This is a genomic window from Pedobacter psychrodurus (assembly GCF_032678585.1).
In the GTDB taxonomy this organism is placed as follows: Bacteria; Bacteroidota; Bacteroidia; order Sphingobacteriales; family Sphingobacteriaceae; genus Pedobacter; species Pedobacter psychrodurus_A.
The window spans coordinates 37,570-62,564 of the sequence record NZ_JAVTSN010000032.1 but is presented as its reverse complement, the minus strand read 5'-3'; the positions used below and the strand labels follow the sequence as shown (position 1 = coordinate 62,564).

General features: G+C 39.9%; 23 protein-coding genes. 8 read left to right on the top strand and 15 right to left on the bottom strand.

The window, feature by feature from the left end; all coding sequences use genetic code 11:
- Positions 1-10 precede the first annotated feature (10 nt).
- The 6 genes from R2S57_RS19760 to R2S57_RS19735 all read right to left on the bottom strand — a co-directional run bounded on the left by R2S57_RS19760 (position 11) and on the right by R2S57_RS19735 (position 6,362).
- Complete coding sequence (locus R2S57_RS19760) at positions 11-1,309, bottom strand: HlyD family secretion protein (RefSeq protein ID WP_316846666.1); 1,299 nt, start codon at positions 1,307-1,309, stop codon at positions 11-13.
- Positions 1,299-3,497 carry a peptidase domain-containing ABC transporter gene (locus R2S57_RS19755; RefSeq protein WP_316846665.1) on the bottom strand — a complete coding sequence of 733 codons (2,199 nt, stop codon included), beginning with the start codon at positions 3,495-3,497 and terminating at the stop codon, positions 1,299-1,301. The genes R2S57_RS19760 and R2S57_RS19755 overlap by 11 nt, the downstream gene beginning before the upstream one ends.
- On the bottom strand, positions 3,487-4,587 hold the full coding sequence (gwsS, locus tag R2S57_RS19750; RefSeq protein ID WP_410479089.1) for a grasp-with-spasm system SPASM domain peptide maturase: 1,101 nt from the start codon (positions 4,585-4,587) through the stop codon (positions 3,487-3,489). The genes R2S57_RS19755 and gwsS overlap by 11 nt, the downstream gene beginning before the upstream one ends.
- A 166-nt stretch (positions 4,588-4,753) precedes the next feature.
- Entirely contained in the window at positions 4,754-5,656 is a 903-nt protein-coding gene (gene gwsG / locus R2S57_RS19745) for a grasp-with-spasm system ATP-grasp peptide maturase (protein WP_316846663.1), read from the bottom strand.
- A gap of 136 nt (positions 5,657-5,792) precedes the next feature.
- A complete protein-coding gene (locus R2S57_RS19740; protein WP_316846662.1) occupies positions 5,793-6,032 on the bottom strand; it encodes a TIGR04139 family peptide modification target in 240 nt (79 codons plus the stop codon).
- 99 nt (positions 6,033-6,131) lie between these two features.
- Positions 6,132-6,362, bottom strand: a complete 231-nt coding sequence (locus tag R2S57_RS19735; RefSeq protein WP_316846661.1) for a TIGR04139 family peptide modification target — start codon at positions 6,360-6,362, stop codon at positions 6,132-6,134.
- A 392-nt stretch (positions 6,363-6,754) separates the two neighbouring features.
- Between R2S57_RS19735 and R2S57_RS19730 the strand changes: the two genes are divergently transcribed.
- Both R2S57_RS19730 and R2S57_RS19725 read left to right on the top strand, forming a co-directional pair.
- Positions 6,755-8,680 (top strand): histidine kinase, encoded by a 1,926-nt coding sequence (locus R2S57_RS19730; RefSeq protein ID WP_316846660.1) that lies wholly within the window; start codon positions 6,755-6,757, stop codon positions 8,678-8,680.
- A 10-nt stretch (positions 8,681-8,690) separates the two neighbouring features.
- Positions 8,691-9,437, top strand: coding sequence for a LytTR family DNA-binding domain-containing protein (locus R2S57_RS19725; protein WP_316846659.1), 747 nt, complete (start codon positions 8,691-8,693; stop codon positions 9,435-9,437).
- A gap of 257 nt (positions 9,438-9,694) precedes the next feature.
- Here the strand turns inward: R2S57_RS19725 and R2S57_RS19720 are convergent, their stop codons facing one another.
- The 3 genes from R2S57_RS19720 to R2S57_RS19710 all read right to left on the bottom strand — a co-directional run bounded on the left by R2S57_RS19720 (position 9,695) and on the right by R2S57_RS19710 (position 10,919).
- Complete coding sequence (locus tag R2S57_RS19720) at positions 9,695-10,081, bottom strand: dihydrofolate reductase family protein (RefSeq protein ID WP_410479088.1); 387 nt, start codon at positions 10,079-10,081, stop codon at positions 9,695-9,697.
- A complete protein-coding gene (locus R2S57_RS19715; protein WP_316846658.1) occupies positions 10,047-10,199 on the bottom strand; it encodes a hypothetical protein in 153 nt (50 codons plus the stop codon). Before R2S57_RS19715 ends, R2S57_RS19720 begins: the two co-directional genes overlap by 35 nt.
- A gap of 69 nt (positions 10,200-10,268) precedes the next feature.
- Positions 10,269-10,919 carry a hypothetical protein gene (locus R2S57_RS19710; RefSeq protein WP_316846657.1) on the bottom strand — a complete coding sequence of 217 codons (651 nt, stop codon included), beginning with the start codon at positions 10,917-10,919 and terminating at the stop codon, positions 10,269-10,271.
- A 594-nt stretch (positions 10,920-11,513) separates the two neighbouring features.
- Here R2S57_RS19710 and R2S57_RS19705 point away from each other — a divergent pair.
- Together R2S57_RS19705 and R2S57_RS19700 are read left to right on the top strand one after the other, a co-directional pair.
- Positions 11,514-12,080, top strand: a complete 567-nt coding sequence (locus R2S57_RS19705) for a peroxiredoxin (RefSeq protein ID WP_316846656.1) — start codon at positions 11,514-11,516, stop codon at positions 12,078-12,080.
- Between the two features lie 142 nt (positions 12,081-12,222).
- Complete coding sequence (locus R2S57_RS19700) at positions 12,223-12,813, top strand: hypothetical protein (protein ID WP_316846655.1); 591 nt, start codon at positions 12,223-12,225, stop codon at positions 12,811-12,813.
- 469 nt (positions 12,814-13,282) lie between these two features.
- Here R2S57_RS19700 and R2S57_RS19695 read toward each other — a convergent pair whose 3' ends face one another.
- Complete coding sequence (locus tag R2S57_RS19695) at positions 13,283-13,894, bottom strand: Crp/Fnr family transcriptional regulator (RefSeq protein WP_316846654.1); 612 nt, start codon at positions 13,892-13,894, stop codon at positions 13,283-13,285.
- Positions 13,895-14,213: 319 nt separating this feature from the next.
- Between R2S57_RS19695 and R2S57_RS19690 the strand changes: the two genes are divergently transcribed.
- From R2S57_RS19690 to R2S57_RS19680, 3 genes are all read left to right on the top strand, one after another.
- Positions 14,214-14,783: a redoxin domain-containing protein gene (locus R2S57_RS19690; protein ID WP_316846653.1), complete on the top strand. Its 570-nt coding sequence runs from the start codon at positions 14,214-14,216 to the stop codon at positions 14,781-14,783.
- A gap of 419 nt (positions 14,784-15,202) precedes the next feature.
- Positions 15,203-16,000: an SDR family NAD(P)-dependent oxidoreductase gene (locus R2S57_RS19685; RefSeq protein ID WP_316846652.1), complete on the top strand. Its 798-nt coding sequence runs from the start codon at positions 15,203-15,205 to the stop codon at positions 15,998-16,000.
- Between the two features lie 24 nt (positions 16,001-16,024).
- Complete coding sequence (locus R2S57_RS19680; protein ID WP_316846651.1) at positions 16,025-16,927, top strand: helix-turn-helix domain-containing protein; 903 nt, start codon at positions 16,025-16,027, stop codon at positions 16,925-16,927.
- 28 nt (positions 16,928-16,955) lie between these two features.
- Here the strand turns inward: R2S57_RS19680 and R2S57_RS19675 are convergent, their stop codons facing one another.
- Both R2S57_RS19675 and R2S57_RS19670 read right to left on the bottom strand, forming a co-directional pair.
- Positions 16,956-17,408, bottom strand: a complete 453-nt coding sequence (locus R2S57_RS19675) for a GNAT family N-acetyltransferase (protein ID WP_316846650.1) — start codon at positions 17,406-17,408, stop codon at positions 16,956-16,958.
- A 126-nt stretch (positions 17,409-17,534) separates the two neighbouring features.
- Complete coding sequence (locus tag R2S57_RS19670; RefSeq protein WP_316846649.1) at positions 17,535-17,678, bottom strand: hypothetical protein; 144 nt, start codon at positions 17,676-17,678, stop codon at positions 17,535-17,537.
- 157 nt (positions 17,679-17,835) lie between these two features.
- Here R2S57_RS19670 and R2S57_RS19665 point away from each other — a divergent pair, with 157 nt between their 5' ends.
- The gene (locus R2S57_RS19665) at positions 17,836-21,120 is read left to right on the top strand and encodes a glycosyl hydrolase (protein WP_316846648.1); all 3,285 of its coding nucleotides are present in this window, start codon (positions 17,836-17,838) and stop codon (positions 21,118-21,120) included.
- Between the two features lie 32 nt (positions 21,121-21,152).
- On the opposite strand, the gene R2S57_RS19660 is transcribed toward R2S57_RS19665, so the two are convergent.
- From R2S57_RS19660 to R2S57_RS19650, 3 genes are all read right to left on the bottom strand, one after another.
- Entirely contained in the window at positions 21,153-22,346 is a 1,194-nt protein-coding gene (locus R2S57_RS19660) for a winged helix-turn-helix domain-containing protein (RefSeq protein ID WP_316846647.1), read from the bottom strand.
- A gap of 243 nt (positions 22,347-22,589) precedes the next feature.
- Positions 22,590-23,768, bottom strand: coding sequence for a TlpA disulfide reductase family protein (locus R2S57_RS19655; protein WP_316846646.1), 1,179 nt, complete (start codon positions 23,766-23,768; stop codon positions 22,590-22,592).
- A 20-nt stretch (positions 23,769-23,788) separates the two neighbouring features.
- Positions 23,789-24,985 (bottom strand): TlpA disulfide reductase family protein, encoded by a 1,197-nt coding sequence (locus R2S57_RS19650; protein ID WP_316846645.1) that lies wholly within the window; start codon positions 24,983-24,985, stop codon positions 23,789-23,791.
- Positions 24,986-24,995: the final 10 nt, after the last annotated feature.

Genomic DNA, 24,995 nt, shown 5'->3' with positions numbered 1-24,995 from the left:
GCTATTCTTACTAATATCCTGTAAGTTTTCTGATCTGGTAAAAAAAACGTTCGATCAACCTTAAATCCTGAGTCACGATTTCAGCATTCCCTTTAAGCTCTTTATCAAAAGGAAGTACTTTATGATAAGAAGTTTTTAGCCCTCTTGGAAGCATTACATCCACATAATAATTACCCTTTTCATCAGGTGTAAACGATATGTTCTGAACCCTGCCCTCTATAATACCGTATTCCTGATAGCGGTAATTGTCTAGTTTGATCAGAACTTTTTCTCCTTTCGCAATTTTCCCTGAATTAACCACCGCAACAGACAACCGCCCAATTAGTGCCTTTTTATGGGTTGGCAAAATAGACAAAATCGGGTCCCCACGTTTAACAAACTGGTTTTCGCCATAGAATTGCTGGAAACTGGCTACACCATCTGTAGAAGAAACAACCAAATAGTTTTGTTCCCAGCCCCTTAACGAGTGTCTAAGCTGCTCCAACAGCTGCAAAGTCTGTGAGGCAAAATTGATTTTGTCTTTCTCCGCATTTATTGTTGAGCCACTTTTTGTTTTATTGAGATTGAAAATCGCTTCTTCAGTCTGGGATAGTGAAATATCTATATTCTCCAGGCTTTGCTGTGCCTGCAAAAATTTAATTTTTTCATTTTCAAATTCAAAAGATGAGATTACCTTTTTATCAAGGAGCAGCTGTGCGCGCTGGTAATTTTTCTTTACCAGGTCATATTTGGAAAGTTCAAATGCCTTTTGGCGTTTGAGCGCAACTATCCTGTTTTTATTTGCCAATATATTCTGAACAGTGGCTACATTTTCTGGTGCATAAGGCTTAAGCCTGGCAAACAACCTTTCATCCTGAAACGCCTTTGCGAAATTATTGTAATCGCTCTGCAATTCTCCCAGCTTAAATCCCGACACCTTATCTACAGGAAATGAAACCAATTGATCAGCCGGAATAGAATCCAGAATATTCTTCAGCCTCAGAATGTCTTTATAATCTGCCGTAGACTGTAAAACCATTAATATCTCATCTTTTTTTACCTTTTGATAGTCGGCGATGAATATTTTTTCGATCCTGGAATCAGTCCTGACCTGTAGTTTTTCCGGCGGATTCTGCGAGGTGACGATGATGCTTGCGGGTACAAATTCCGGATATTTAATAAAATAACTCATTAACAGGATCATTAAAAGTATAGCGAGGATAACAGCGTTCCCCCAGCGGAACATCCAATGGGGCACTTCTGCCAAAACATCCTGTACCGCCTCCGAACGGAGCGTTACCTCATCCAATGTATCTTTTTTAGTTTCCAAGTTCGAGCTGATTTTTGATTAACCGGTAATATTCTCCTTTTTTTGCCACCAATTCGCCGTGGTTGCCTTCTTCAATAACCCTTCCTTTATCCAGCACAATAATTTTATCGGCATGTTTAACGGTCGACAGTCTATGGGCGATTACTATTGCGGTTTTGCCTTTAAAAAACTGCTCCAGGTTTTCGATAATTATCTTTTCATTATGGGCATCCAATGCACTTGTAGCCTCATCGAAAAAAATATATTCAGGCGATTTGTAAACTGCCCTGGCAATAAACAATCTTTGCTTCTGCCCTCCACTTACTCCTACGCCCTCATTCCCGATCTTAGTATTATAGTTTAGGGGTAAGCTTTCTATAAAATCCTGTATATTGGCAATCTCTACAGCTTTCCTCAGTTTCTGCTTATCGATAACATCTTCGCCAATAGCGATATTATTGGCAATGGTATCATTAAAGACATAACTCTCCTGCATCACCACTCCGCAGTGGTCGCGCCAAAACCGTGGAGAAATATTTTTCATATCGGTACCGCCGATTTTTATTTCACCTTTATCAGGCTCGTAAAATTTGGTCAACAACTTTAATAAAGTAGTTTTTCCACTACCGCTTGCCCCAACTATGGCCGTGGTTTTCTGAAAGGGTATAACAAGATTTAAATCCTGAAAAACAAATGAGTCAGTGCCAGTATATCTGAATGAAATATTGGTTAACCCGATATCTTTTTGCGCAATCTCAGTGGCGTATTGTTCCCCGCTACCTTCCTCGTCTTGTTTATCGTGTATTTCCCCCAACCTTTCCAGCGAAATTCTGGCATCCTGTGTTTGTTTAATAAAATCGATCAACTGCATCAAGGGGCTATTGAGCTGACCGATAATGTATTGTACTGAAAGCATCATTCCAAGGGTAAGGTTTCCACTCAAAACCAGTTTTGCGGCAAGGAAACTAACCAGGATATCTTTAATCTGATTAATGAAACCGCCCCCTACAGATTGCCATTGTTCTAAGGAAAGCGCCTTCATCTTGATCTTATATAACTTTACCTGTAAAAATTCCCAGCCCCAGCGCTTCTGTTTTTCAGCATTATGCATTTTTATTTCCTGCATGCCATTAATCAATTCTATCACCGTGCTCTGCTCTTGCGCAACCTGAGCAAACATTTTATAATCGAGCTCTTTTCTTCTTTTAAGGAAAAAAACAATCCACCCGACATACAAAAGCGCACCCACCAGATACACAATAAATAACCGGTAATCATAAATAAGGAGTATAATGCTAAAAATAAGCAGGTTTACCATCGAGAAGAGGGTATTGAGCGAGGAGCTGGTCAGCAGTTGTTCTATCCGGTGGTGATCGTTTATCCGTTGCATGATATCACCTGTCATCCGTGTATCAAAGAAACTGATCGGAAGTTTCATCAGCTTGATAAAAAAGTCGGATATGATTGAGATGTTGATCCGGGTAGATAGGTGTAGCAAGATCCAGCTCCTAATTATTTCGATGCCCATTTTACCCATAAAAAGCATCACCTGAGCAAGCAAAACCAGATAAATAAAGTTAATGTCCTGGTTTTGTATGCCTACATCAACAATACTTTGGGTAAGGAAGGGAAAAATAAGCGATAATAAACTTCCTGCCAGTAAGCCAATGGCCAGCTGCATAACGAGCGATTTATATTTTAGTAAATACCTGGAAAGGAAAGAGAAGCTTGTTTTCTTTTCTGTGTCTTCGAAATCACTGGTGTAAAATGCAGGGCTTGTTTCTAAAATAAGGGCAATACCTTCTTCTGTATTTTCGTGAGCATTTTCGCCAATCCAGTATTTTATGAATTCGGCTTTGCTATAGGTAATCAGGCCATAAGCTGGATCCGAAACATAGACCTTGCCGGCCTTGTCAATATTATAAACCACAACATAGTGGTTTTTATTCCAGTGTACAATGCAGGGCAATGGCGCTTCGGCAAGCAGGGTATTAAAATTTATTTTAACACCTAGTGTTCTAAAGCCTAAAGCCTCTGCTGCATTACTAAGGCCAAGCAAGCCACTCCCTTCTCTGGTGGTTTCGGCAAGGGTTCTGATCTGGGGTAAGGGGATGCTTTTGTTATAGTGCTTGGCTATAATGCGCAGGCAGGTAGGACCACAATCTTTACCATCGGGCTGTTTATAAAAAGGAAATTTTTTAAGCTTCATGTGCCTTTACCAGTTGTTGCATGCCGTAATGTTGTATTGCTTTTTGTTTAAGTGGGTTTGCGCTCCATTCTTCCCATTGATTTGTAGTGGGATTGTAGCCACATTTTAACGGTTTGGATATATCTAAACCTGCGTGGTTTGTATGTGTTCGTTCTGTAAATGCCCTGCAGTCTGTACATACATTTCTAAACTCACAATCCTTGCAAACCATAATATCATTTTTGGTGATGTTCCAGTAAGCCTTGAATTCTTTAACGTTTAGTGCATCTTCTAAAGAAATGTAGTTTATGTTCCCGAAAATCTGAGGCATTGCCGGACAGTTTTTGATATTGCCATTGATATCAATACCTATTTTTTTATTAAGACAAGAATTATGGTTAACGGCTTCTAAAACCTTCATTAGGTTTGTATCAAAATATTTTAGATCTACTTTCCCACAGGAATTGATTTTTAAATATTCACTGGTAAAAACCAGGTTAAATTGGAAAATATCCACGACCTCAAAAGGAGCTTTTTCGCATTTATGAAATATCAGACTGTAAATTCTTGTACATTTTTCATTTAGGGCTTTTATAAAATCCTCATCAACTCCCGAATGATAAAGAGAGAAAATTTCTATGCTTTCTAAACATGAGCCCTTCAATGTATCCTCTAAGGCCAAAAAAGATGTTAACGAAAGTTCACTTTCACAATAGACCACCAAATGTCTTATTCCTAAGTTTTTTATAGATTTCACCAGCTGTGGCAATAGCAATAAATCAGCAGTTTCAATAAATATATTAGAAATTGTGCTGGCGTCAGTAAATGCCAGGGATAGTGGTGGAAAATTTTCATCCCAATTATTTTCAGTAATAAAACCGTACTCTTTTTCCAATAAAAAGTTTAGATATTCCTGTACTATTTCTTTTGATTCTTCATCATAAAAAGCAAATACTTCCTCAATTGAATTCGATTTCAACTCTTCAACGATGCTATTCAGTTCTAAAGACTGTAACTCAGAACTGTTTCGCTGTAAATCAGAAATCAGGATTCTGTTAACACCTTTTGTGATCAAAATATCGCTAAATAAATTAAAGTACTTCATAACAATCTGCTAATTGGCTTATATGGTTTTACGAGCATAAGAAAGTTTGTTTTATAGTCCTCGCATGTGCCATAAAGCACATCATTGCTGTTTTGATTGATTTTTTTACCTCTGTATTCATCCACAAATTTGAATGTTAGTGGCAACTTATTTTTTTCTTCGATCTGGTATCTCATAAATATTCGGCTATAGCTTTCTGCGCAGCATAATTACACATGGATGTAACCCCTAAAAATTGGCCAACGGTATTTACCTCTAAAAAATAAAATTTATCCCCGCTCTTCATAAAATCTATTGAGCCACAGTTTACATCCAGCAACAGCATTAATTGATGTGTTTTCTCTTCAATTTCAACAGGGAGATTGTATCTCACATTCCGGTTTGGCTTTTCCAGATTATACTTTCTGAAATCGGTTTTGGTCCGCTCATCACTTTGAGACATTATTGCTGTAGAAAAGAACTTCCCGTTCAGATAAAAGCTCCTGATTTCGAAATCCTTCTCAATTTTTTCCTGAAAAAATGTGATAAAAAAACGATCTTCTTCTTTATGGTCTATTACGTTGGTGTACATAATACTTTCCGCATAATCTTTGTAAGTATTTATGGTTATGTTTCCGGTTAACGGCTTTATAATTGTTTTATCCAAAACCACCTCAGACGTATTTTCAGCCAAATAATACTCAGGAACATCCAGTCCTACTTTTTTTGCCTGCTCTAACACCAATAGCTTATTTACAGCACTATTGCTTTGCTTATTTATATGCTTTTTAGATTCAATTTTTTTGATTACATAATCCTGTAACCAATGTTGGTGCTCCCGCATATGGATATCTACAGAGGGATTTTCATATTGGAAACTTTTAAATTTTAATCCGCCTCTTCTGTACCAAACACTGTTTATTTCATCGATGTAAAAACAGTTTCTGTGACTTTCAATGTAGATACGTTTTTCTTTAGTTTTTATCTCAAACACTTCATCCTCATGTACCCGAATGAATTTCTTATCCATTGCCAAAAGCCATTTGATAACTTCATTAGTGGTAGTCTCTTGCTTCTTGGATATAATTAAAATCATCTTTATTTTCTTACGCGGTGAATGTTTTTGATATGGGTGCCCCTTATTAAAGAGGACAACCCATACTTTTTTTCAATGATCTTGATTAAATGGAATTTTACCGGAATTGATCGGCGAAATTACATTTACGCAGATTCTAGTAATTCATAATGGGTTCTCCAGGTGCAAGACGGCGGATCTCCCTGTAAAGATATCCACCCGTACCATTTTCGCCAGAATAATGGTCATATTCTATACAGCCCTCTCCTACGAAGACATTAGATTGAATTGAGGTATAGCCACCTAACATCCTACCTCCGTTAATCGACGATAAATCGGTAAGCTTTTGATTTTCAAGCGAAGAGAAATCCTTTTTTATTCCTTTTAAATTTTTCATTTTATTGGTTTTAATTGTAAGTAAAATCCCAAACCTTTTTGTTTGGGTTTGATGTATTTTTTTGGGATTGAAACCCTTAGGCTATGCTAATTGGTTCCGCTAGGCATTTCCTATATCAGATCCTGAGGCAGCCTGTTGGCATGTTCTTCCAATATATTTGCCTCCATTGCTTTCGTATGAGTCATATTCGACAGCTTCACTCGGGTACTGGCTTGGACAGGCAAAATTTGATCTGATAAGATATAAGCCGCCTTGTACAGCGCTTAAGTCCTGGAGTTTTTTGTTTTCTAATGAAGAAAGGCTCTTCTTCATTCCTTTTAAATTTTTCATTTTAAAGTTTTAATTGATTAGGTAAACTCGCCAACATACCCTGGCGTTTGGGCTTTGTTGATTTAAAATTCGGTACAAACCCAAGGGATTACAAGCGGCAGTTGATATGTGAGCGGTTTAAGCACCTTTTCGTTAATTCTGCATGCATATTCGTAAAACGGCTAGGCAACAACGGAGATTTACTTCTACCTTTTATAAAGAAAAAATCTTAAAAAACACAGCTGATAAGCCACATATCCGTATCCGGGCCATTGTTGGTATTATTGTTTTAATTTTCAGATAAACATTAAAGCGGTACAGATATAGAATGAAACCCGACAGATATTTGCTCACTGTTTTTTTTGGCCTTTACTATTTATACTTTTAGGGAATAATTAAAAGCAGTTCAGTTAATGAGGAATCCCAGTGCAAAAACCCTGTTTGCCCTTTACGTCATTTGGAGTTTTTTTACCGTTTCATCGTGTAAGAATAAAGAAAACAGCCATAAAAACCAGGAGCAACCTACCATAAAGCCATTTGTACAAAAAGACTATTTGTCGCTTATTATATCTTTCGATACTTTAACCTCTGCTATAGTAAGAAAAAAGGTCTCTTTAGAAGACAGCTTATTAAGTCTCACAGCTAATAAAGCCTCAAATCCTTATTATTATTACTTTAAGGCCAGGAACTTAGGTTTTAAAAAGAAAAGAGACAGTGCCCTAGCTACCTATCAAAAGATAAAAGGGCTTAGGCCGAATGATGAAATTGAACTTTTAAAAGCTGATGCGATCTTAACACAGAAAATGGCAAATGGACCGGTTGTTGAATCTGCGTTGATGAGCCAGATTTTCGCAGCTCTGGAAACAGCCGAGCAGGCACATAGCCGGTTGACCTATCGTTTTTATGATCTGCTGGCACAGGCTTATTTCCAAAACCATAACGAAAAAAAATCGATCGAATATGCTGCCATCTATTTTAAGCACCATCCCTTTAAAGATCATCCGGCAGTTAAACAGCGTTATTTCGATATTTCATTCCTCCTGGCATCCAGGCTAGAAGATTTCAAGAAGATGGCTCATTTTAATGCCCAGGCCCGGCGTCTGGCGATACAGATTGGTGATAGCCTGGCCATAGCCCGAACCTATGATAACGAAGCACAGATTTACAGTCAGCAGCAGCAGTCGGCCAAAGCATTGGCCAGTAGTAAAATCTATTTCAACTACCTTAAAAAGATCGATAACCTGAACGATATTGCATACAATAACCTGGCAACAGCATTTTTCCGGAACCATCAGCCCGATTCTGCCATTTTGTATTTTAAAGAAGGAATTGCCCTGGAAAAAAGTGCTACGCCGGGCAGGCAAAAACAGATGTACTATAATGGTTTAAGAAATGCCTATAAAATGAAAGGAGATTTTACACATGCCCTTGAAGCGGCAGATTCTGCTTATTCTATTGAACTGCGAAACTATCAGGGGATAGAAGCAGTTAAAGTGGCCGAAATACATGAGCAGTATCAAGCAGAAAAAAAGGATCAGAATATAGCGGAGCTAAATGGCCGCAACGCACTCAACGAAACCATTATTAAACAGCAACGCTGGACACTTTTTTTAGCCCTGATCATCTTTCTTAGTGTAGTTTCTTTCTTTTATATTTTCTACCGTCAGCAGCGTTTACGGGAAAAGAACAACTTATTAAAGTCAGAAAACCAGCGTTTTAGTATAGAACAAAGAATGTTACAGGCGCAATTAAACCCACATTTTATCTTCAATGCCATAGCCAATTTACAAAGTCTGGTAGCTTCCGGGAACGTAGAAAAATCTGTATGCTACCTCAGATCTTTTTCGGAGTTATTGCGCAGCACACTGGAGCAGAACAGAAAAGATTTTATCGAAATTGATGAAGAGATAGCTTCGCTAAACAATTATCTCCGATTACAGCAGATGCGTTATGCCGATGCCTTCGATTACAGAATTGCCATTGAAGATCAATTGGACAAGAACGAAACATTCATTCCTCCCATGCTGATCCAGCCCTTTGTTGAAAATGCCATTGAGCATGGTTTCAGAAATATCGCTTACAAAGGCAAACTGCTTATTTCTTTTAAGGTTAAAAACGATCTGCTTGCCATTGAGATCGACGATAACGGAAGCGGACTAAGCAAAAAGCCAGCTCGGAATCCAAAGAAACAATCGCTTGCCCAGGTGATCTTACAGGAAAGGATCGATCTCCTCTTTACCGCCAAGGGACAACAGGCCCGATTTACCGTAAAAGATAAAGGAGCGGGTGTGACTACAGGTGTAACTGTTGAAATACTGATCCCTATAATTAATGTTTAATTCCGATATTATGAAACTTTATATTTTAGAAGACGAAAACCTGATTTTACAGCATATCTTACAGATTGTTAAAAAGATAGATTATCTGGAGGTTGTGGGCACTGCCGGAGAAACTGCCACCGCAAAGAAAGAGATCCCGGTATTAAAGCCCGATATGATTCTCGCAGATATCCGACTAAAAGATGGCGATAGTTTCCAATTGTTTGATGAGATAGGCACTAGCGACTTTCAGGTTATTTTTTTAACGGCTTACGATCAATACGCTATTCAGGCACTTAACTTAGGTGCTTTTGGTTACCTGCTCAAACCCATTGATGCGATCTCCTTAACCACGCATCTAAATAAATGTTATCATCATCGCGAACAGGAGATTTTGGGGCAGCAACAGCTTGCCATTGCCAAAGAACATTACCTCGCCCAGGGCTTGACAGCCGCAAAACGCATTGCTTTAAAAAGCCTGGAATATATAGAAGTTGTTGCCATTGAGGATATCCTCTACTGTAAAAGTGATAAAGGTTACACAACCTTTTATTTAAATAATGGAAGCGAGATCCTGGTTTCGAAAGGATTAAAGGAATATGAAGCACTGCTTACACCATTTGGCTTCTTAAGGTGCCATCAGTCGTATCTGGTTAATTTCAAATACGTTAAAAAATACTACCGGGAAGGTTATTTACAGATGGAAAACAGAGAAAATATACTTGTTTCCAGCAGGAAAAAGGAAGAAGTGTTGAGATATCTGGAAAATATTGCCTAGCTGGAAAATCATCAGCAACAAACATAAATATAAACCCATCTTTTGAGATGTGGACCTAATATCTCAAAACATTAAAAACTGGACACCATTAATTGAGGTTTAATGCGCTGGCACATGAAATGCTGTCGCCAACAAATAATATCCCCCCCTCTCATCGATAGCCACGGCATCCTTCCAGAATAAAAGGTTTAGTCAGTGACCTACCTAAAGGAATCAGCCAGTTCACACAAAATAAACCTTACTGAACTTAAATGCTATCACCCCTCCACCGTATAATTCAACTCCGTTACCCCACTGGAAAACTGCCTGATGGATAATAGACTTAGGTCAATCTTCTCTTTTATATCCACAAACAATGGAATGCCCTGCCTAAGAATAACCGGATTTACAAACAGCCAATAACCATCAATCAAGCCTTGACGAATAAGAGAGTGCGTTGCCCCTGGACTGCCAAAAACTAATATCTCCGCACCATTCTCTTGTTTTATTTCATTTATCCTCACCGAAAAATCATCACCTATAACCACAGTATCAGGCAGATCCGTATCCTTCAAAGTTTTTGATAAAACAATCTTATGTGCCTTTTTATACCAGGCCGAATGTTCAAGGTCATGCTGACTTGCATCCGGCCCATCCCCCCGCAGTAGGCCAATAACCTTCCATCATTTCATATGTCACCTGCCCATAAATTGCCGTATCGGTACCACGGATGCGTCTGCCAATATGCTCAAAAAGTTCTTCGTCAACATTAATCCAGTTCATTTCTATGATGATTTTGGGATATTCGAATTCTTCTTCGGGTTTAATGCATTTCGGCCTATTGAAGGTATCCTAATTCGTGGAAGACAAAGACATATTAAGTTTATGATCAGGGGCTTTACCAAAGTGGCTGGTGTACCATTCAATCAGTTTAGGAGATTTAAACTGGTCATTTCCATTTACTCCTCTAATAAAACGTTTGGCAGATTTAGTTCCGTTTTCCCCTCCCATTGCCTGATAAAGAACATAATCTACAATAATTTTATCATCTGGCTTGGGTCCTTTGTAAGCCAGTATCGCTCCATCTTTCCCAATGATAAACGGTGCCGGATCGCCAATCTTCAAAATCTTACGGAATTTGGCCGACGAAGCATCGTCACCTAATTTATTGGTTGATGAGGTATCCGAACCTACATATAAATCCGCAAAAATCACATCAGGATATTTAGCAAAGCGTTCCTTTAGCAAGCGGTATGATTTTTCCTGCTGAGCTGAGCGTTTTTTATTTCCCCAAATATATAGATAGACCGTTTTCCCCTTGTACAAGCTGCCAAATGAATGATTATTCCCATTAGTATCTGCAATTTGTATATCGGAAATATAGGTATCGGTATAATCATTATAGTCTTTAACCAAAAGTTTGGCGATTCCTTTTACCATCATTGTGCAGGAACTACTGAAAACACAAAGGGCAAGAATAAACAGGTAAGTGGATTTCTTCATCTTTTTAAAGCTTTTTTGATACTGCTAATATGTATTTGAATTAGTTTATGCAGCAGAGACGACAGGAATTGACCGAAGGTTGCACCAACATTCTAAAATATTGTTATCAATGGAAATTGGAACCAGTAACCGATATCCATCAAACCTCTATATTAGTTTATAAATATTAAAATGGTGTTCATTCAGCAATTGCCGATTAATCCTTCAGTATCGGCTGTTTAAATACAAAATCTAATAATAGCAGAGTTAAAGAAATAGATAAATATCACAAACATGTGATATATTTGTATGCTACCTGGCTCTAAGAACATATTAATCCAGCTTCGATAGCCAGCATCATTCCAATAGATCGCAGCCCCATATTCAAAAAATTATGCTCTGGAGGAAGGCCTCTTCCTATCTATGCTAGAAACAGTAACCTCGCACACAACCATCCCAAACTGGGCATCCGAAAAGACAAAAGTTTTGAAACATTGTTCTTGCAGACAGCATTCCACAAAAAAAACATCGATTTTAACTTAAGTGAAAATTGCCTTAATGGAATACGCTGACCTTTGGAGAATAAGTTAAATTATCAATTTTCAAAAAATCGTTATGAAAGCAATCTTCAAAAAAGAACTATTGATCGGCCTGATCGCCGCAAGCTCTTGCGTTGGCCTAGGCAACACCGCAACGGCACAAGATACCCCAACAGAAATGACCACATTGAAACAGGGTGAAAAAGTACCTGACTTTAATCTGATGGACCAGAATGGAAAGCTTTTCAAACTAAGCAAATACAAAGGCAAAAAGAAGCTGGTTATCTTTTTCTACCCTAAAGATGAAAGCCCGGTATGTACAAAAGAAGCTTGTGCCTTCCGCGATGCTTATGCTAAATACAGTGATGCAAATGCATTGGTGATCGGGATCAATAACGGCACCGTGGCCAGCCATAAAGCCTTTGCCGATAAAGAACACCTTCCATTTACCCTGCTGAGCGATCCAGACAATAAAGTGCTGAACGCTTTCAAAATTAAAGACCAGGATTTCGGCAACAACATGAAAGTGAGCGGCCGAGAAACCTTTATCGTTGGCCTGAATGGAACTGTGGTTTACAGTTTCAGGGATTTCATGAAAGGTGATGAGCACTCTAAACAGGTGCTGGCCTATCTGAATAAATAGATCCAATTTCTTTAATAGCTAAAGTTGCTCACAGATATGTAGCAGCTATTTTATTGCCATTTTCTCACTGGATTTTAACTTAAGTTAAAATCCAGTGAGAAAATTAGGTTCACCTTTGAAAAAAACATTAAAAGATTAACTCATGACAACAACAAATCAATCCAATTTGAGCATTTCCAGCCAGGCTGTAGCAACTGCAATATCATTAAGAAAATTATACTTCACCCGTGCCGGCTTTTCCATTCTATGGGTGATCCTGGTATCGGTTTTAGCTAAAACAAATACTTCCATTGCGATGGTCCTGTTCATTATCTACCCGGCATGGGACATTATTGCAACTTATTTTGATATCCAGGCAAATCCTGCAAATTCAAATAAAATACCCCAATATGTGAATATAGGCATCAGTACCCTTACTACTATTGCTGTTGTGTTTGCACTTCAGCAGGGAATTCCACAGGCGCTTATCATATTTGGAGCCTGGGCGATACTAACCGGTCTGATCCAGCTGATCCTGGGGCTGAAAAGACGTAAGGCGCTCGGTGGACAATGGCCAATGATCATCAGTGGAGCGCAATCAATGCTTGCAGGCGGAGCCTTTATCGCGATGGCACACAAGCCCAACCAAGGCATCACAACATTGGCTGGTTACGCAGCTTTTGGCGCATTTTATTTCCTGCTTGCGGCATTTAGACTTTCGAAGACCGTTAAATCAGGAGCTGTTGTAGCATAAGGCCAGGTTAAAACCCTTTCACTTTTCATTATAAAATCATTCACCAAAATTTATGAGAATCAATAGCCTGCTGTTCGTTTTACTCATCTGGAGCGCGGGCCACTTATATGCCCAGAGCATGTCCGGTTTGCATCCTGCAGACATGCTCTCCAGCGAATCTCATGAACAGGCGATCCGCTATCCATCACTCCGCCAGGTTTTGGTAGCCCTAGCCCGTTCGGCACAGGTGGATTAAAGAGCAAAATGTATAATCTACTGCTTCACAAGATAACCCAGCGTAAGTGAATAAATAGGAAACCTGGAAATGAATTGTAGACCGTTTGGAAAAAGCATCAGGTAGCCGCAAGCAAAGAAAGATGTTGCTAAATGAAGAAAATTACCTTAGTTAAATGCCGTGATTGACTACTTCCTCACGTTAATAACCCAAGGAAAAATCAAATAAAACCAGGGAAAATAATGCTGGTAGCGATTACTGCTGGCTATCCTTTAATCTTTTCCTTATCCTACTCAACGATGGATTGGTAATACCTAAAAAGGAAGATATGTGATAGGCAGGAATCCGCTCTATAATATTGGGGTGTTCTTCCATTAATCTCTGAAATCTTTTCTCATGGGAGAAGAACATAAACTCTTCTGTGCGCGACTGCGCATAGGCGAAAAATGTTTCTGCCAGTAACCTGCCGAATTTTCCCCAGTTTGGATTGCTTTCATACAATCCGTTTAGATCCTGATAGGAAATAAAAATGACCTCCGAATCTTCCATTGCTTCGATGAAATACCAACATGGGTTTTGAGAGATAAAACTTCTAAAGGAAACAACGAACTGGTTTTCTGAAAAAAAGAAGAGGTTTTTTTCCTCATCGGAATTAGGGTCGCGGTAATAGATGCGAAAAATTCCTTTTACCACCAGGCCAAGGTCGTTACAAACCATGCTTTGCATATTAAAGAAATCCCCTTTAGAAATCTTGCGCGGCTTCCAGAGGGTCAGACTTTCAGCGATATCCTGGTCTGTTAATTCAGCGAAATTTCGTAAGTACTGGGTCAGGATTTCATTCTTTTCGATCATGGCGGATATTTTCATAGTCAATTGATGCATACCATTATAACCTTATAACAGTAAATCAAAACAAAGATCGTTATGGAGTGGCGGCAGAATTTTAACTTAAGTTAAAATTAGAAAAATATTTCTAAAATATCTTTGCACAACCAGCCTTATAGCCAATTCACGACAAAGAGGTTATTCAGCTGACAAGCATCTTTCTGACACGGGCAAATAAAAAAGTAGTGGGTTAACTTAAGTTAAAAATCTTGAAAATAGAAGATCCGAACTTTGCGACATCAATAAACCAACTATTAACCAAGCAGGCAGGCCAAGGCATTCCAGCTACAACAAAGATCATATGCCCTTATTTGAAAACCAACCTGCCCCCGACTTTCAGGCCACGGATATCTCGGGTAACACCGTCCGCATCAGTGCGCTAAAAGGGAAAAAGATCCTACTTACGTTTTACAGGCATGTAGGTTGCCCTTTCACCAACCTTCGTTTTCTTGAACTCCAGGAACTTGACAGTTACTTTAGCGAGATGGGCCTTGTGGTATTGGCCGTGTATGAAAGCAGCTTTGAGAATCTTCAGCGTTATGCCCGTAACGAATCATTTTATGGCCGGATGATCCCAAATCCTGAATATGACCTCTATACGCTTTACGATATTGAACTGAACAGTGTAAAAATACTCTTTTCAATGTACAAAGGAGCATTTTCCAGGGCAAAAGAAGGACAGCATAGATTTAAGGAAAAATTTTGTCCTGAAGGACGTGCCAATGTATTGGGCGGCGATTTCCTTATCGACGAAGATGGATGTATTAAATATGCTTATTATAATCAATATTTGGGCGACCGCCTGCCGGTAAAGGACATCATTTGCTTTTTAAACAACGAAAAAATGGAAATCAACAAAATCCGGTGTTAAGAGTTGCCCCAATATATTTTAAATCAAGAAGTGTTACGATAAGGTCTCAAGCAATCTTAAATAGTACTATATTGGATTATTTGCCGCTATACATCATCCGGGAGCTGAAAGTGCACATTTATCAAACCGGTCTGTTCCTTAATTTCACTTAAGTGAAAAAATGATGATTAAAAACGCACAAACTATTTTCCGGTTTAATCCACAGAACGCTTAAAAACACTTTAATTTATAAGAATATCATCAAATAAACGAGAATGAGTCCCTTAAAACGATTTCAAGAGCGCCCTAAGCTGATTTGATTATTCATGGCAATCATTTAATTTTTAACCCATTCCGACTTTTAAGCACATCATTCCGCCATTCGCGTACATATCGAAACTTTTGAATATCGAATTTTGCCTTATCAAACTAAAGATGATATGAACGCAACGTTAATTACAGGGGCCTCAGACGGAATTGGTAAGGCAATAGCCTTTCAGTTTGCTGCAAAAAAGCATAACCTATTGCTTGTGGCAAGAAACGAAGAAAAATTAGCTGCCCTTTGTGCAGCGCTTCAATTGAAATATAAAATTACAGCTCAATATATAGTGGCAGATCTGTATAAACCTGAAGCACCATTATTTATTTATGAGGAAACGATAAAGCGTGGGATATCCATAAATGTGCTCATCAATAATGCAGGAAAAGGATCAAGCGGAGAATTTTATCAAAACGACTTGGCTGGTGAGCTGGAAATTATCCAGTTAAATGATTCTTGCCTGGTTGCGCTTTCTCATTATTTTTTAAAGGATATGATTGCTAAAAAGTCTGGCACGATGATTAATATAGCGTCGATGATAGCCTTTATAGCAAGCCCTTATATGGCAGTATATGCGGGTTCCAAGCATTTTGTAAAAACATTTACTTATGCTTTGGCGGAAGAATGCCGTCCATATCATGTAAAAGTAATGTTATTCAGTCCCGGGCTCACCACCTCCAATTTCATGAATACAAAAGAAAATAATAATGAATGGGGTAAGGCCGTTACCAGCGATAGCAACACGCAAACACCGGAGCAAGTGGCTGTGGAATTAATGACCGCTTTTGAAAAAAAGAAAGCATTTTGGGTATCTGGAAGTAAAAATAGATTCTTTCAAAAAATATCTGCGTTATTGCCTCAAAGATTTATAGCTAAAACTATGGGCAAACAAAAACGTAAACAGATGGGATTAAATTAATTATCTTTAAAAATATTATTTAAGATGGAAACTGTTCACATTAAATCAATAACCCAATGCCATCAAAGTCTGCATATAGAAAAACCGAAACATCCATTATTCAGCATTTTCAAATTTGAAGATATACCTCAGGTACACATAGCAGAAAGGACAAAACTGATCTTTGATTATTACCAGATCGTATTTAAGAAAAACTGTCCCAATAAGATACAATATGGTCAAACAGCATATGATTTTGATGAAGGTGTAATGTCTTATTTTTCTCCCCGGCAGGTCAGCATTGCCGAGCCCGGTATTTTATTGCCTGTATCGGGATGGACAATAAACATTAGTCCAGATTTTTTGAGTGGATATGGACTTAATCAAAAAATTGACAGTTATGGTTTTTTTGAATATGAAGTGAGTGAGGCCTTAATCCTTTCAGAAGATGAAGAGAAGGTGATGGAGAATATTCTTCACCAGATATGGAGCGAATACCGTTTGCCCATCGATAAGTTCAGTCAGGATTTGGTTATAGCTAACCTGGAACTCTTGCTTACCTATAGCAACAGGTATTACAACCGCCAATTTGTGGTGAGAAAGCCCGCGAACGACACCGTACTTTCCAAATTTAAAAAACTCCTAAATGCTTATTTTGAGCATGAAATTGCAATAAACGGCTTACCATCTGTTCATTATTTTGCAAGTGCGCTAAACTTTTCCAATAAATATTTTTCAGATCTGTTAAAACAGCATTCAGGGCTAACCGCGCAGCAGCACATTCACGAAAAGCTTATTGAAAAAGCCAAAGAAAAACTTTCAGTTACCGCTTTATCCGTTAGTGAAATAGCTTATGCGCTAGGTTTTGAATACCCGCAATCATTCAGCAATTTATTCAAGTCCAAAACCAAGCAAACGCCATTGGAATTCAGGGCAGGTTTCAACTGATTAGACTGAAGATTTATTGCTATGCATATTAATCTTTCTCACAGTGCTGTCTCAATTGTTTAGGCCCTTGTGGCCAAATGAAGGCTGTGGTTTGTTTTTTCCACCCCATGCTCTTATAAAAATTATCCGCACCTGGGGCTGCGCTAAGATTAACAAAGTGGTAATCTATGAGCCCGTTATTTAGACTGCTCACAAGATATTTACCCAAACCCTGGCCCTGATATTCCGGATCGACAATGATATCGGCCAACATCGCATAATAACGTCCATCGCCAATTACCCTGCCAAAAGCAATGATCACATCAAAGTGATAGATAAATAGCGTTGTGGTACTCAACCTAAAAGCATTTTCGATCTCATCAGTAAGTCTGTGCTTCCAGTTAATCTTCTGGAATAGCTCATGAACCCGATGCCAGTTGATGTCGGATAAGTTGGGATCAGTAAAATATTGATAGGCAGGATTCTTTTCAATCGTGGTCATTTTTCAATTCAATAAAATAGTGCACAAAAATAATGGATATAATAAAATACTAAAACCTTTAACAACAGAAGTCAATAATTTTCAAATGCCTGAAGTAAACGGCAAACCATACATAGCGGTTATCTACTAACAGCACAAGGCCACAATGGGATACTTTACCTCCCTGGCATTGATGTCTTCGCTACGCTCCGGAGCAACAAAAAAGCCCGTGATGAAACTGGCCAGAATCAGGCAGATTAAAAGCCATTCAAAGGAATCAAATCTTCTCATATTGGCTATAACTGTATTAATGGCAGAATAGTTTTGAGATAGCGGAGAACTTTAATTTTGCATTGTGTTACGTAACAAACGAGGATACATACAACAGTACAGGATGGTTATTCATCTTAAAATAGATAACTTGATTTTTTTAACCAAATTTAACCTGATGGCAAATAACAGATACCCAAAATGTTTGTTTCTAGCAACCCTATTATTCGCTTTTTTTGCTTTGCCCGCAGCGGCTCAACTGGCAAAGGTACCCATTACACCTAGTCAACAGGAACTGCAACGCCCTTTTGATAAAACCGACGAAGTTTCTTTTCAAAACCCGTCTAAAATTTATCATCCCGAAACCTGGTTCCATTTTATTGGTGGCAATGTTTCAAAAGACGGGATTACGCGTGATTTGGAAGCCATTGCCAAAGCTGGTTTTTCAGGGATACAACTGTTTCATGGTCAGTTTGGTGGGCAATGGCCTGGAGTACAGCCGCAGATTACAAGTTTAAGTGCGAACTGGGATGATGCCGTTAAACATACTGCACTGGAGGCACGCCGCCTGGGCTTGAGATTTTCGATGAACAACTGTCCGGGTTGGGCAACCTCCGGTGGACCATGGATTACCCCTTCAAACGCCATGCGGAACCTGATCTGGAACCGGACCGATGTAAAAGGTGGAAAAGTCATCACACAGGTTTTGCCTGTACCCGATCCCAACACAGAAGAGTGGAGAGATTATAAAGATGTAACCGTACTTGCTTTCCCCACACCTCTTGGAGATACCGGAAAGCCCCTGGTGCCAAAATCCATAAAAAGCGATACCGATTTTAGCTGGGCGCCGTATTTTCAGGGACAGGGAAAAGATCCTATCCAGTTATCTCCTTCCAGAACCAGCGAGCCACATTGGCTTGAGGTTGAGTTCGACAATCCGACAGCTGTGCGCAGTATTGAATTTTCAAGTGTGCAACGCTTCAACCATGGCCAGTCTTACGAACCAGGTGTAAACATCCTCATCCAGGGCATCTTGCCAAATGGAACGGTTAAAGATATTCTCCGCGCAGATATGCCACAATCTAACTGGCAGGATGATCAGCCCATTACTTTGGCCTGTTCCGAGCTTGCAGGCGTAAAAAAGTACCGCATATCGATTGCTAACAAATACAACATGTCACTCAGCTCGATCCGTTTGTTTTCTGCAGCAAGAAAAAACAACTGGGAATCTGAGGCCGCATGGACTTTAAGAAGCATCCAGCGTAGCGGTGAACATCCTAAACAATCGCCCCGAACTTTCATCGAACCTGAACAGATTATCGATATTTCAGCAAAGATGGATAAGCATGGTAAACTGAACTGGCTCGCACCTAAAGGAAACTGGACAATTCTCCGTTTGGGGCATGTTAATGCCGGCAAACAGAATGGCCCTGCACCTGCTGAAGGAACCGGATGGGAAGCAGATAAACTTTCCAAATCAGGCGCAAATGCACATTTTGCCGGCTACATCGGTCGGCTGTCAGGAACAAACGGCCCCTTGGCACAAGGACTTTTAAATGGAATGCTCATCGACAGCTGGGAATGTCATACGCAAAGTTGGACGCCCGAAATGGAACGAGAGTTTAAACGGATTTCCAGTTATTCACTCCGTAAATGGCTTCCTGCCCTATTTGGTTACGTGATAAAAGACCATGAAACAACTTCCAGGTTTTTGACGGACTGGCGGAAAACACTAAATGACCTGATGACCAACAACTACTATGGCCAAATGGCGGCACTTGCAAAAGCCAACGGACTTTCGGTAGCTTACGAGACCGCTGCAGGAGATGTAGTTACGGGAGATATACTCGAATACTTTAAAAATGCAGATGTACCCATGTGCGAATTCTGGCAACCCTTAAGCGCTGGATTTGTAGGTTCTTTGAACTTCAAACCGATAAAACCCACAGCATCTGCCGCAAGGATGTATGGTAAACCGCGTGTTGCCGCAGAAGCATTTACCTCCATGTCGCTTACCTGGGATGAACATTTGGAAATACTTAAAGAAGTGGCCAATATCAATAGTGTACAGGGCGTAAGCCACTATGTATTTCATACCTATACCCACAATCCCCAGACTCCTTTTCTAGCCCCAGGAACCTCCTTTGGAGCCGGAATTGGTACTCCTTTTTTAAGGGGACAAACCTGGTGGACATATATGCCCGATTTTACAACCTATCTGGCGCGTTGCACCTATCTGCTCGAACGCGGGAAACCCGTTTCTGATGTGCTTTGGTATCTTGGTGATGAGATTGATCATAAACCAGATCAAAATGCGCCTTTCCCTTCGGGATATAAATACGACTACTGTAATCCAGATGCATTGCTCAACAGGATAAAAGTAGACCATGGAATGTTAGTTACCCCAGAAGGCATCCGATATCGCGTATTATGGTTGCCCGATGCACGGTATATGCGCCCCGAAACTTTAGAAAAAATACGGACACTCGTGCATAATGGCGCAACCATTATCGGTTCGGCGCCTGTTGGTTTAGCAACACTTTCTGGTGGTAATCTTGCAAAGCAACGCTTCAATACTGTAGTGAAAGACATCTGGGGCGGAGCACCAAAAGGCTTGAGGAAGACTGGCATGGGTTATGTAGTTTCAGGCTTAGCTATAAGTGAGGCACTTACTGCTTTAAAAATCAAACCTGATGTTATAGGCACGGAAGCATTATGGGCACACCGCCAGGTTGAAGGCGCCGATTGGTACTTCGTCACCGCGCCAGAAGGTAGCGGATATCAGGGCGAAATGAGTTTCCATGCCAGTGGTAAAGCAGAGATCTGGGATCCGGTTACCGGAACATCGCAGCCTGTTGAAAGCATGCAAAAAGCCGGATATTCGACTGTTAAACTCGATCTTGCAAAAGCAGGTTCCTGCTTTGTTGTATTCCGTAAGGAAGAAAGCAATCCCTTAACAGCCAAACAGCATATTCCTGATTCAAACATGATTGTCCCAATTGATGGAACCTGGAAGTTATCCTTCCCTGAAGGCTGGGGCGCACCTGCCTCGATACAATTAACCGAATTGAGGCCATGGAAAGACTTAGATATTTCACCTGAAGGAAAAGCATTTTCAGGCACGGCTACTTATACCAACACATTTAACATCGATAACCTTGCTCCAGAAATAGCTTATACAATCGACCTCGGTAAAGTAGACATGGCGGCCACCGTTATTTTAAATGGAAAAGAAATCGCCAGGTTATGGGCGCCTCCATATGCGGTTAATCTTAAAGATGGGCTAAAAAAAGGACAAAACGAACTGATCGTTAAAGTTACAAGCACCTGGCACAACCGCTTGGTTTTTGATGCGGGACAACCAAAAGAAAAGCGTAAAACCTGGACCATATCAGGCCCCGACAAGAATGCCCCTTTAAGGGAATCGGGATTATTGGGGCCGGTGAAGATTACTAAACATTAATCAAATTTGATATTCCAAAAAGATAGATAAATTTAACCCGCAAAAGCCTCGCTGATCAAATCCAGATAAGCCATTTTATTGGAGCGTTTAAAGACAATGTTGTGGCACTGGTTAAATGCTACAAAATCTTTTAAGGTTTGTATGAACTTTTTGATAACCGCTGGATTGATATCGATCTCTTCGAAATGGATGTTATGCACAACCATAAGCTTTTGCTTGCGGTCTGCCTTGGAATCCATTCTGGCAATAAAGATATCGCCAGCCAATACTGGCAAGGAGAAATAACCATACTGGCGTTTCGGAGCGGGCACAAAACACTCGATCTGGTAATCAAACCCGAAGAAATCTTTTAACCGGTGGCGGAAAACATTGAGGATATCAAAAGGTGAAAGAATAAAAACCTGATCTGATATTTCAACTTCAATAACCTGACTGGATAACATATGCAGCGGTCCTTTTATCCCATCTACGCCAATCAACCTCACCAAGCCTTCCTGTACCATTTTTTCGAGTTCGCTTTTAATCAGGTTACCTTTTACCCTTCTTCCACGCCATGCCATTTCCTTCACCGAGCAAATGCCCAGCGCACCAAGAGTCCTTTGGATGATAAATCGGGCAAATTCTTCGGCCGAGGGCATCGTCTGATCGGTTTCCTGCGGCACCAAATTCAATGGTATATCGTATGACTTATGAAATTTTTTATCGCGGCTGATCATTAACTTCCCTTCCAGATAAAGCCTTTCCAGCGCAACCTTTGCAGGCCGCCAATCCCACCAACCGTTACTGGCCTCTACCCTGTCGTTCTCGAAATCGCCCACCATTACAGCCCCCTCCCGTTCTACCTGGTCCATAATCTGTTGCATTAGATTTTGCTCTGGCCTGCTCATCTCTTTGCCTTGTAATCTGAAGGCCTCTTTTATGGGAAGCGAAAAACGAAAATCATGCATCGGAAGATAACCTGCATCAGAGGTAAAATATTCAAAGATCCGGCCATCCTCGCAAAGCTCAGCAAGCCAGGAAGTTTCGTAGTCGGGTACTCTGGCAAACATCACATGGTGATGCGCCCGCTCTACTACATAGTTGGTATCGAGCTGTACAAAGCCAAGGTGATTGATGAGCTGATAAACAGCTTCAATTCCTAAACCAAAGGGTGCGTAAGAGGCGAGTCCGGCAGCCTCAAGGATGATTTTTCTAGCCTGGGCCTTGGTAAGGAGAATAGGTTCCATTAAACGAATTTAAATAATAGTCACAGATAAACATAATTTAACCACAACCTGTCCCGATTTCGAGAGATAAAAAGGATAGGCACACCTCTTTGGTTAAAAACCATTAACTTAATGACATTGCCAAATGAGGCGCCATTAGTCCGCCACTCGATTTAAATAAAAAATGGAAAGGTTGATGTCTACAAGTTACAGACATCAACCTTTCCATTATAGGCGTTAATCATAGAAGATTTATTTGATCGATCAGCTACCTAGAAGCGCCGAAAGTTTTTCATCGATCAATTTTTCGTCGTCACTATACACCACGATTTTTCCTTCTTTATCTAAGAGTACATAAAATGGAATAAAATGTACCTGATACAAGCTTCCAACCCGTGCAGGCATCATCTTTTTAGGAAATTCGTCTATCACCTGAAACCAGGGCATTTGTTCTATATCCATAGCTTTAATCCAGTCGTTCCACTTGCTATCATCGGATACACTCAATATTTCAAAACCTTTATCATGGTATTTCTCATATACCTCTTTCCAATGTGGAATGGCTTCTCTGCAAGGCTTGCACCAACTCGCCCAAAAGTCGATCATCACATATTTTCCACGCAAATCCGAAAGTGATATTTTGGTACTATCTCGCTTCATCAAAGTGAAATCAGGGGCCATATTACCTGGTAAAAGTGCTTCCCTATCCTTCAGTTGTTTCGCAAGCGCTGTATAATAGTTACTGCTTTTGGCATCTCCCTTAAACTGGCTCAGAACCGCTTTTAAAGTAGCTACAGGCATGGTTGTATTAAACCTATAATAATTACCAAACGAATATACCGCTGATACAGCAGTTGGATGCTGATCAATAAATTGTTGGATTTGCTTCAACTGAGCAGCATTAATCTGTTCACTCAGTTTGCCAATATCAGCCTTGATCAATTCTTTTTTATCGGCGCTTTTTTCAGCGGTAAATTGTTTACCCAAGACCTCTCTTTTTGACTTGATTGCTGTAAGCGCAGGATTGTTCTCCAAGGCATCAAACTGGTCCTGGCTTTTAGATCCCTTCACAATTACCTTTCTTAAACGGGCACCTTTTCCCTGCCCGTATTTGGTATAATCATAATGGTCAGCTCCTGTGGTATCGATACTGATGTTAATGGCAGCATTTTCCAAAAAAAGATTAGCCGACCAGTTACCAGGTTTGATCAGCAGGCCCAACATTTCCGCACCCGCCAGTTTCCCTTTAAAAGCGAAAGTTCCATTCGCAACATCCGAACTATCGATATTGGTGGTGCTTCTATCTTCTTCGTTATATCTGGTAAGATAAATTTTTCCATTCTTAATGCCGTGGGCAGTTCCTTTTAAGGTATATTCACTTTGTGCCGATACCAATAGTGCGGAAGCACTACACAATAGTAATAAGCTTATTTTTTTTAACATGATATTCATTTTATATATGATTAATTAAAAATACTAGCCAACTTTTTATCCATTTCTTCATCACTATCCCCACCGCCGCCATAGCGTCCGATAATCATCCCATTTTTATCAATCAAAATTTTGGTTGGAAGCGAGTGGATGCCAAAACCCTCGCTGGTATCTTCAGACCGATCGTAGCCTGTTGAAGTACGTTTTAAACCGCGAAGTACATGTTTCCAAACACCGATTTTGTCTTGTTCAACGGCTCTCTTCCAGGCTTGTTGTGCACTGTCATCATCAGCAACACCGATAATTTCTAAACCTTTATCCTTGTATTTGCTGTATAAAGAAAGTAAATGCGGATTGCCTTTCCGGCAAGGCACACACCAGCTTGCCCAAAAATCGAGCAGCACATATTTCTTTCCTTTATAATCGGCCAGGCTTAAATCCTGTCCATTAATATCTTTTTTAGCAAAACCCACCGCTGTACTACCTGGCGAACCTGATTGCAGACTTTGCACCTCTTTTAACATCTTTTTACCATAACTACTCGCTTTAACTAAAGGCGTAAAGGCGTCGTAATATTTTTTGGCATCTGCCAGTTTTAAACCCGATATTTTAAAACTAAGCAGATAGGCAGCATAATAAGAATTAGGGTTATGGCTAATAAAATCAAGATCAATCTTATCGCGTTTTAAATTAGCCGGTTCGAGCTGGTCTCTGATTTCGGCTGCCTTTTCCCTTAAAACATCTTGTTGGGCATCAGGGCGGTTTTCTTTTTTGGCCTGTACATAGGCTTCACTTGCTTTTTGAAGCAGCGCCAAAATAGGTTTGGTTTCTTCTGCTATCGGTGCTTTCTTTTGCTCCAGCAGCACGTATTCATCGTGGGGTTTAGATCCGGTTAACTGAAGCGATTTAAATTGTCCTTCGGTAAGCACTAATTTTAATGCTCCAGGTGCTAAAAATAAGGTGCCAAAATTTGGTTCATCCATACTTAACCTCTTTACATCGCCCATAATATAAGCCATTACAGGTTCTGTTAGCGTACCTTTAAATTCAAACCTCCCTGCTGTTATGGCTGTGCTATCCTGCACCGGTTTACCATCTGGCTGGTTATATCTTAACTTTAATATTCCGGTTTCTTTGCCCTTTATCTCCCCCTTAAGGATAAATGTTTGTTGCGCTTTCAAGCTAAATACGGCAAACACTGCTGCCATAAATAAAATATATTTTTTCATGTTAATGCGT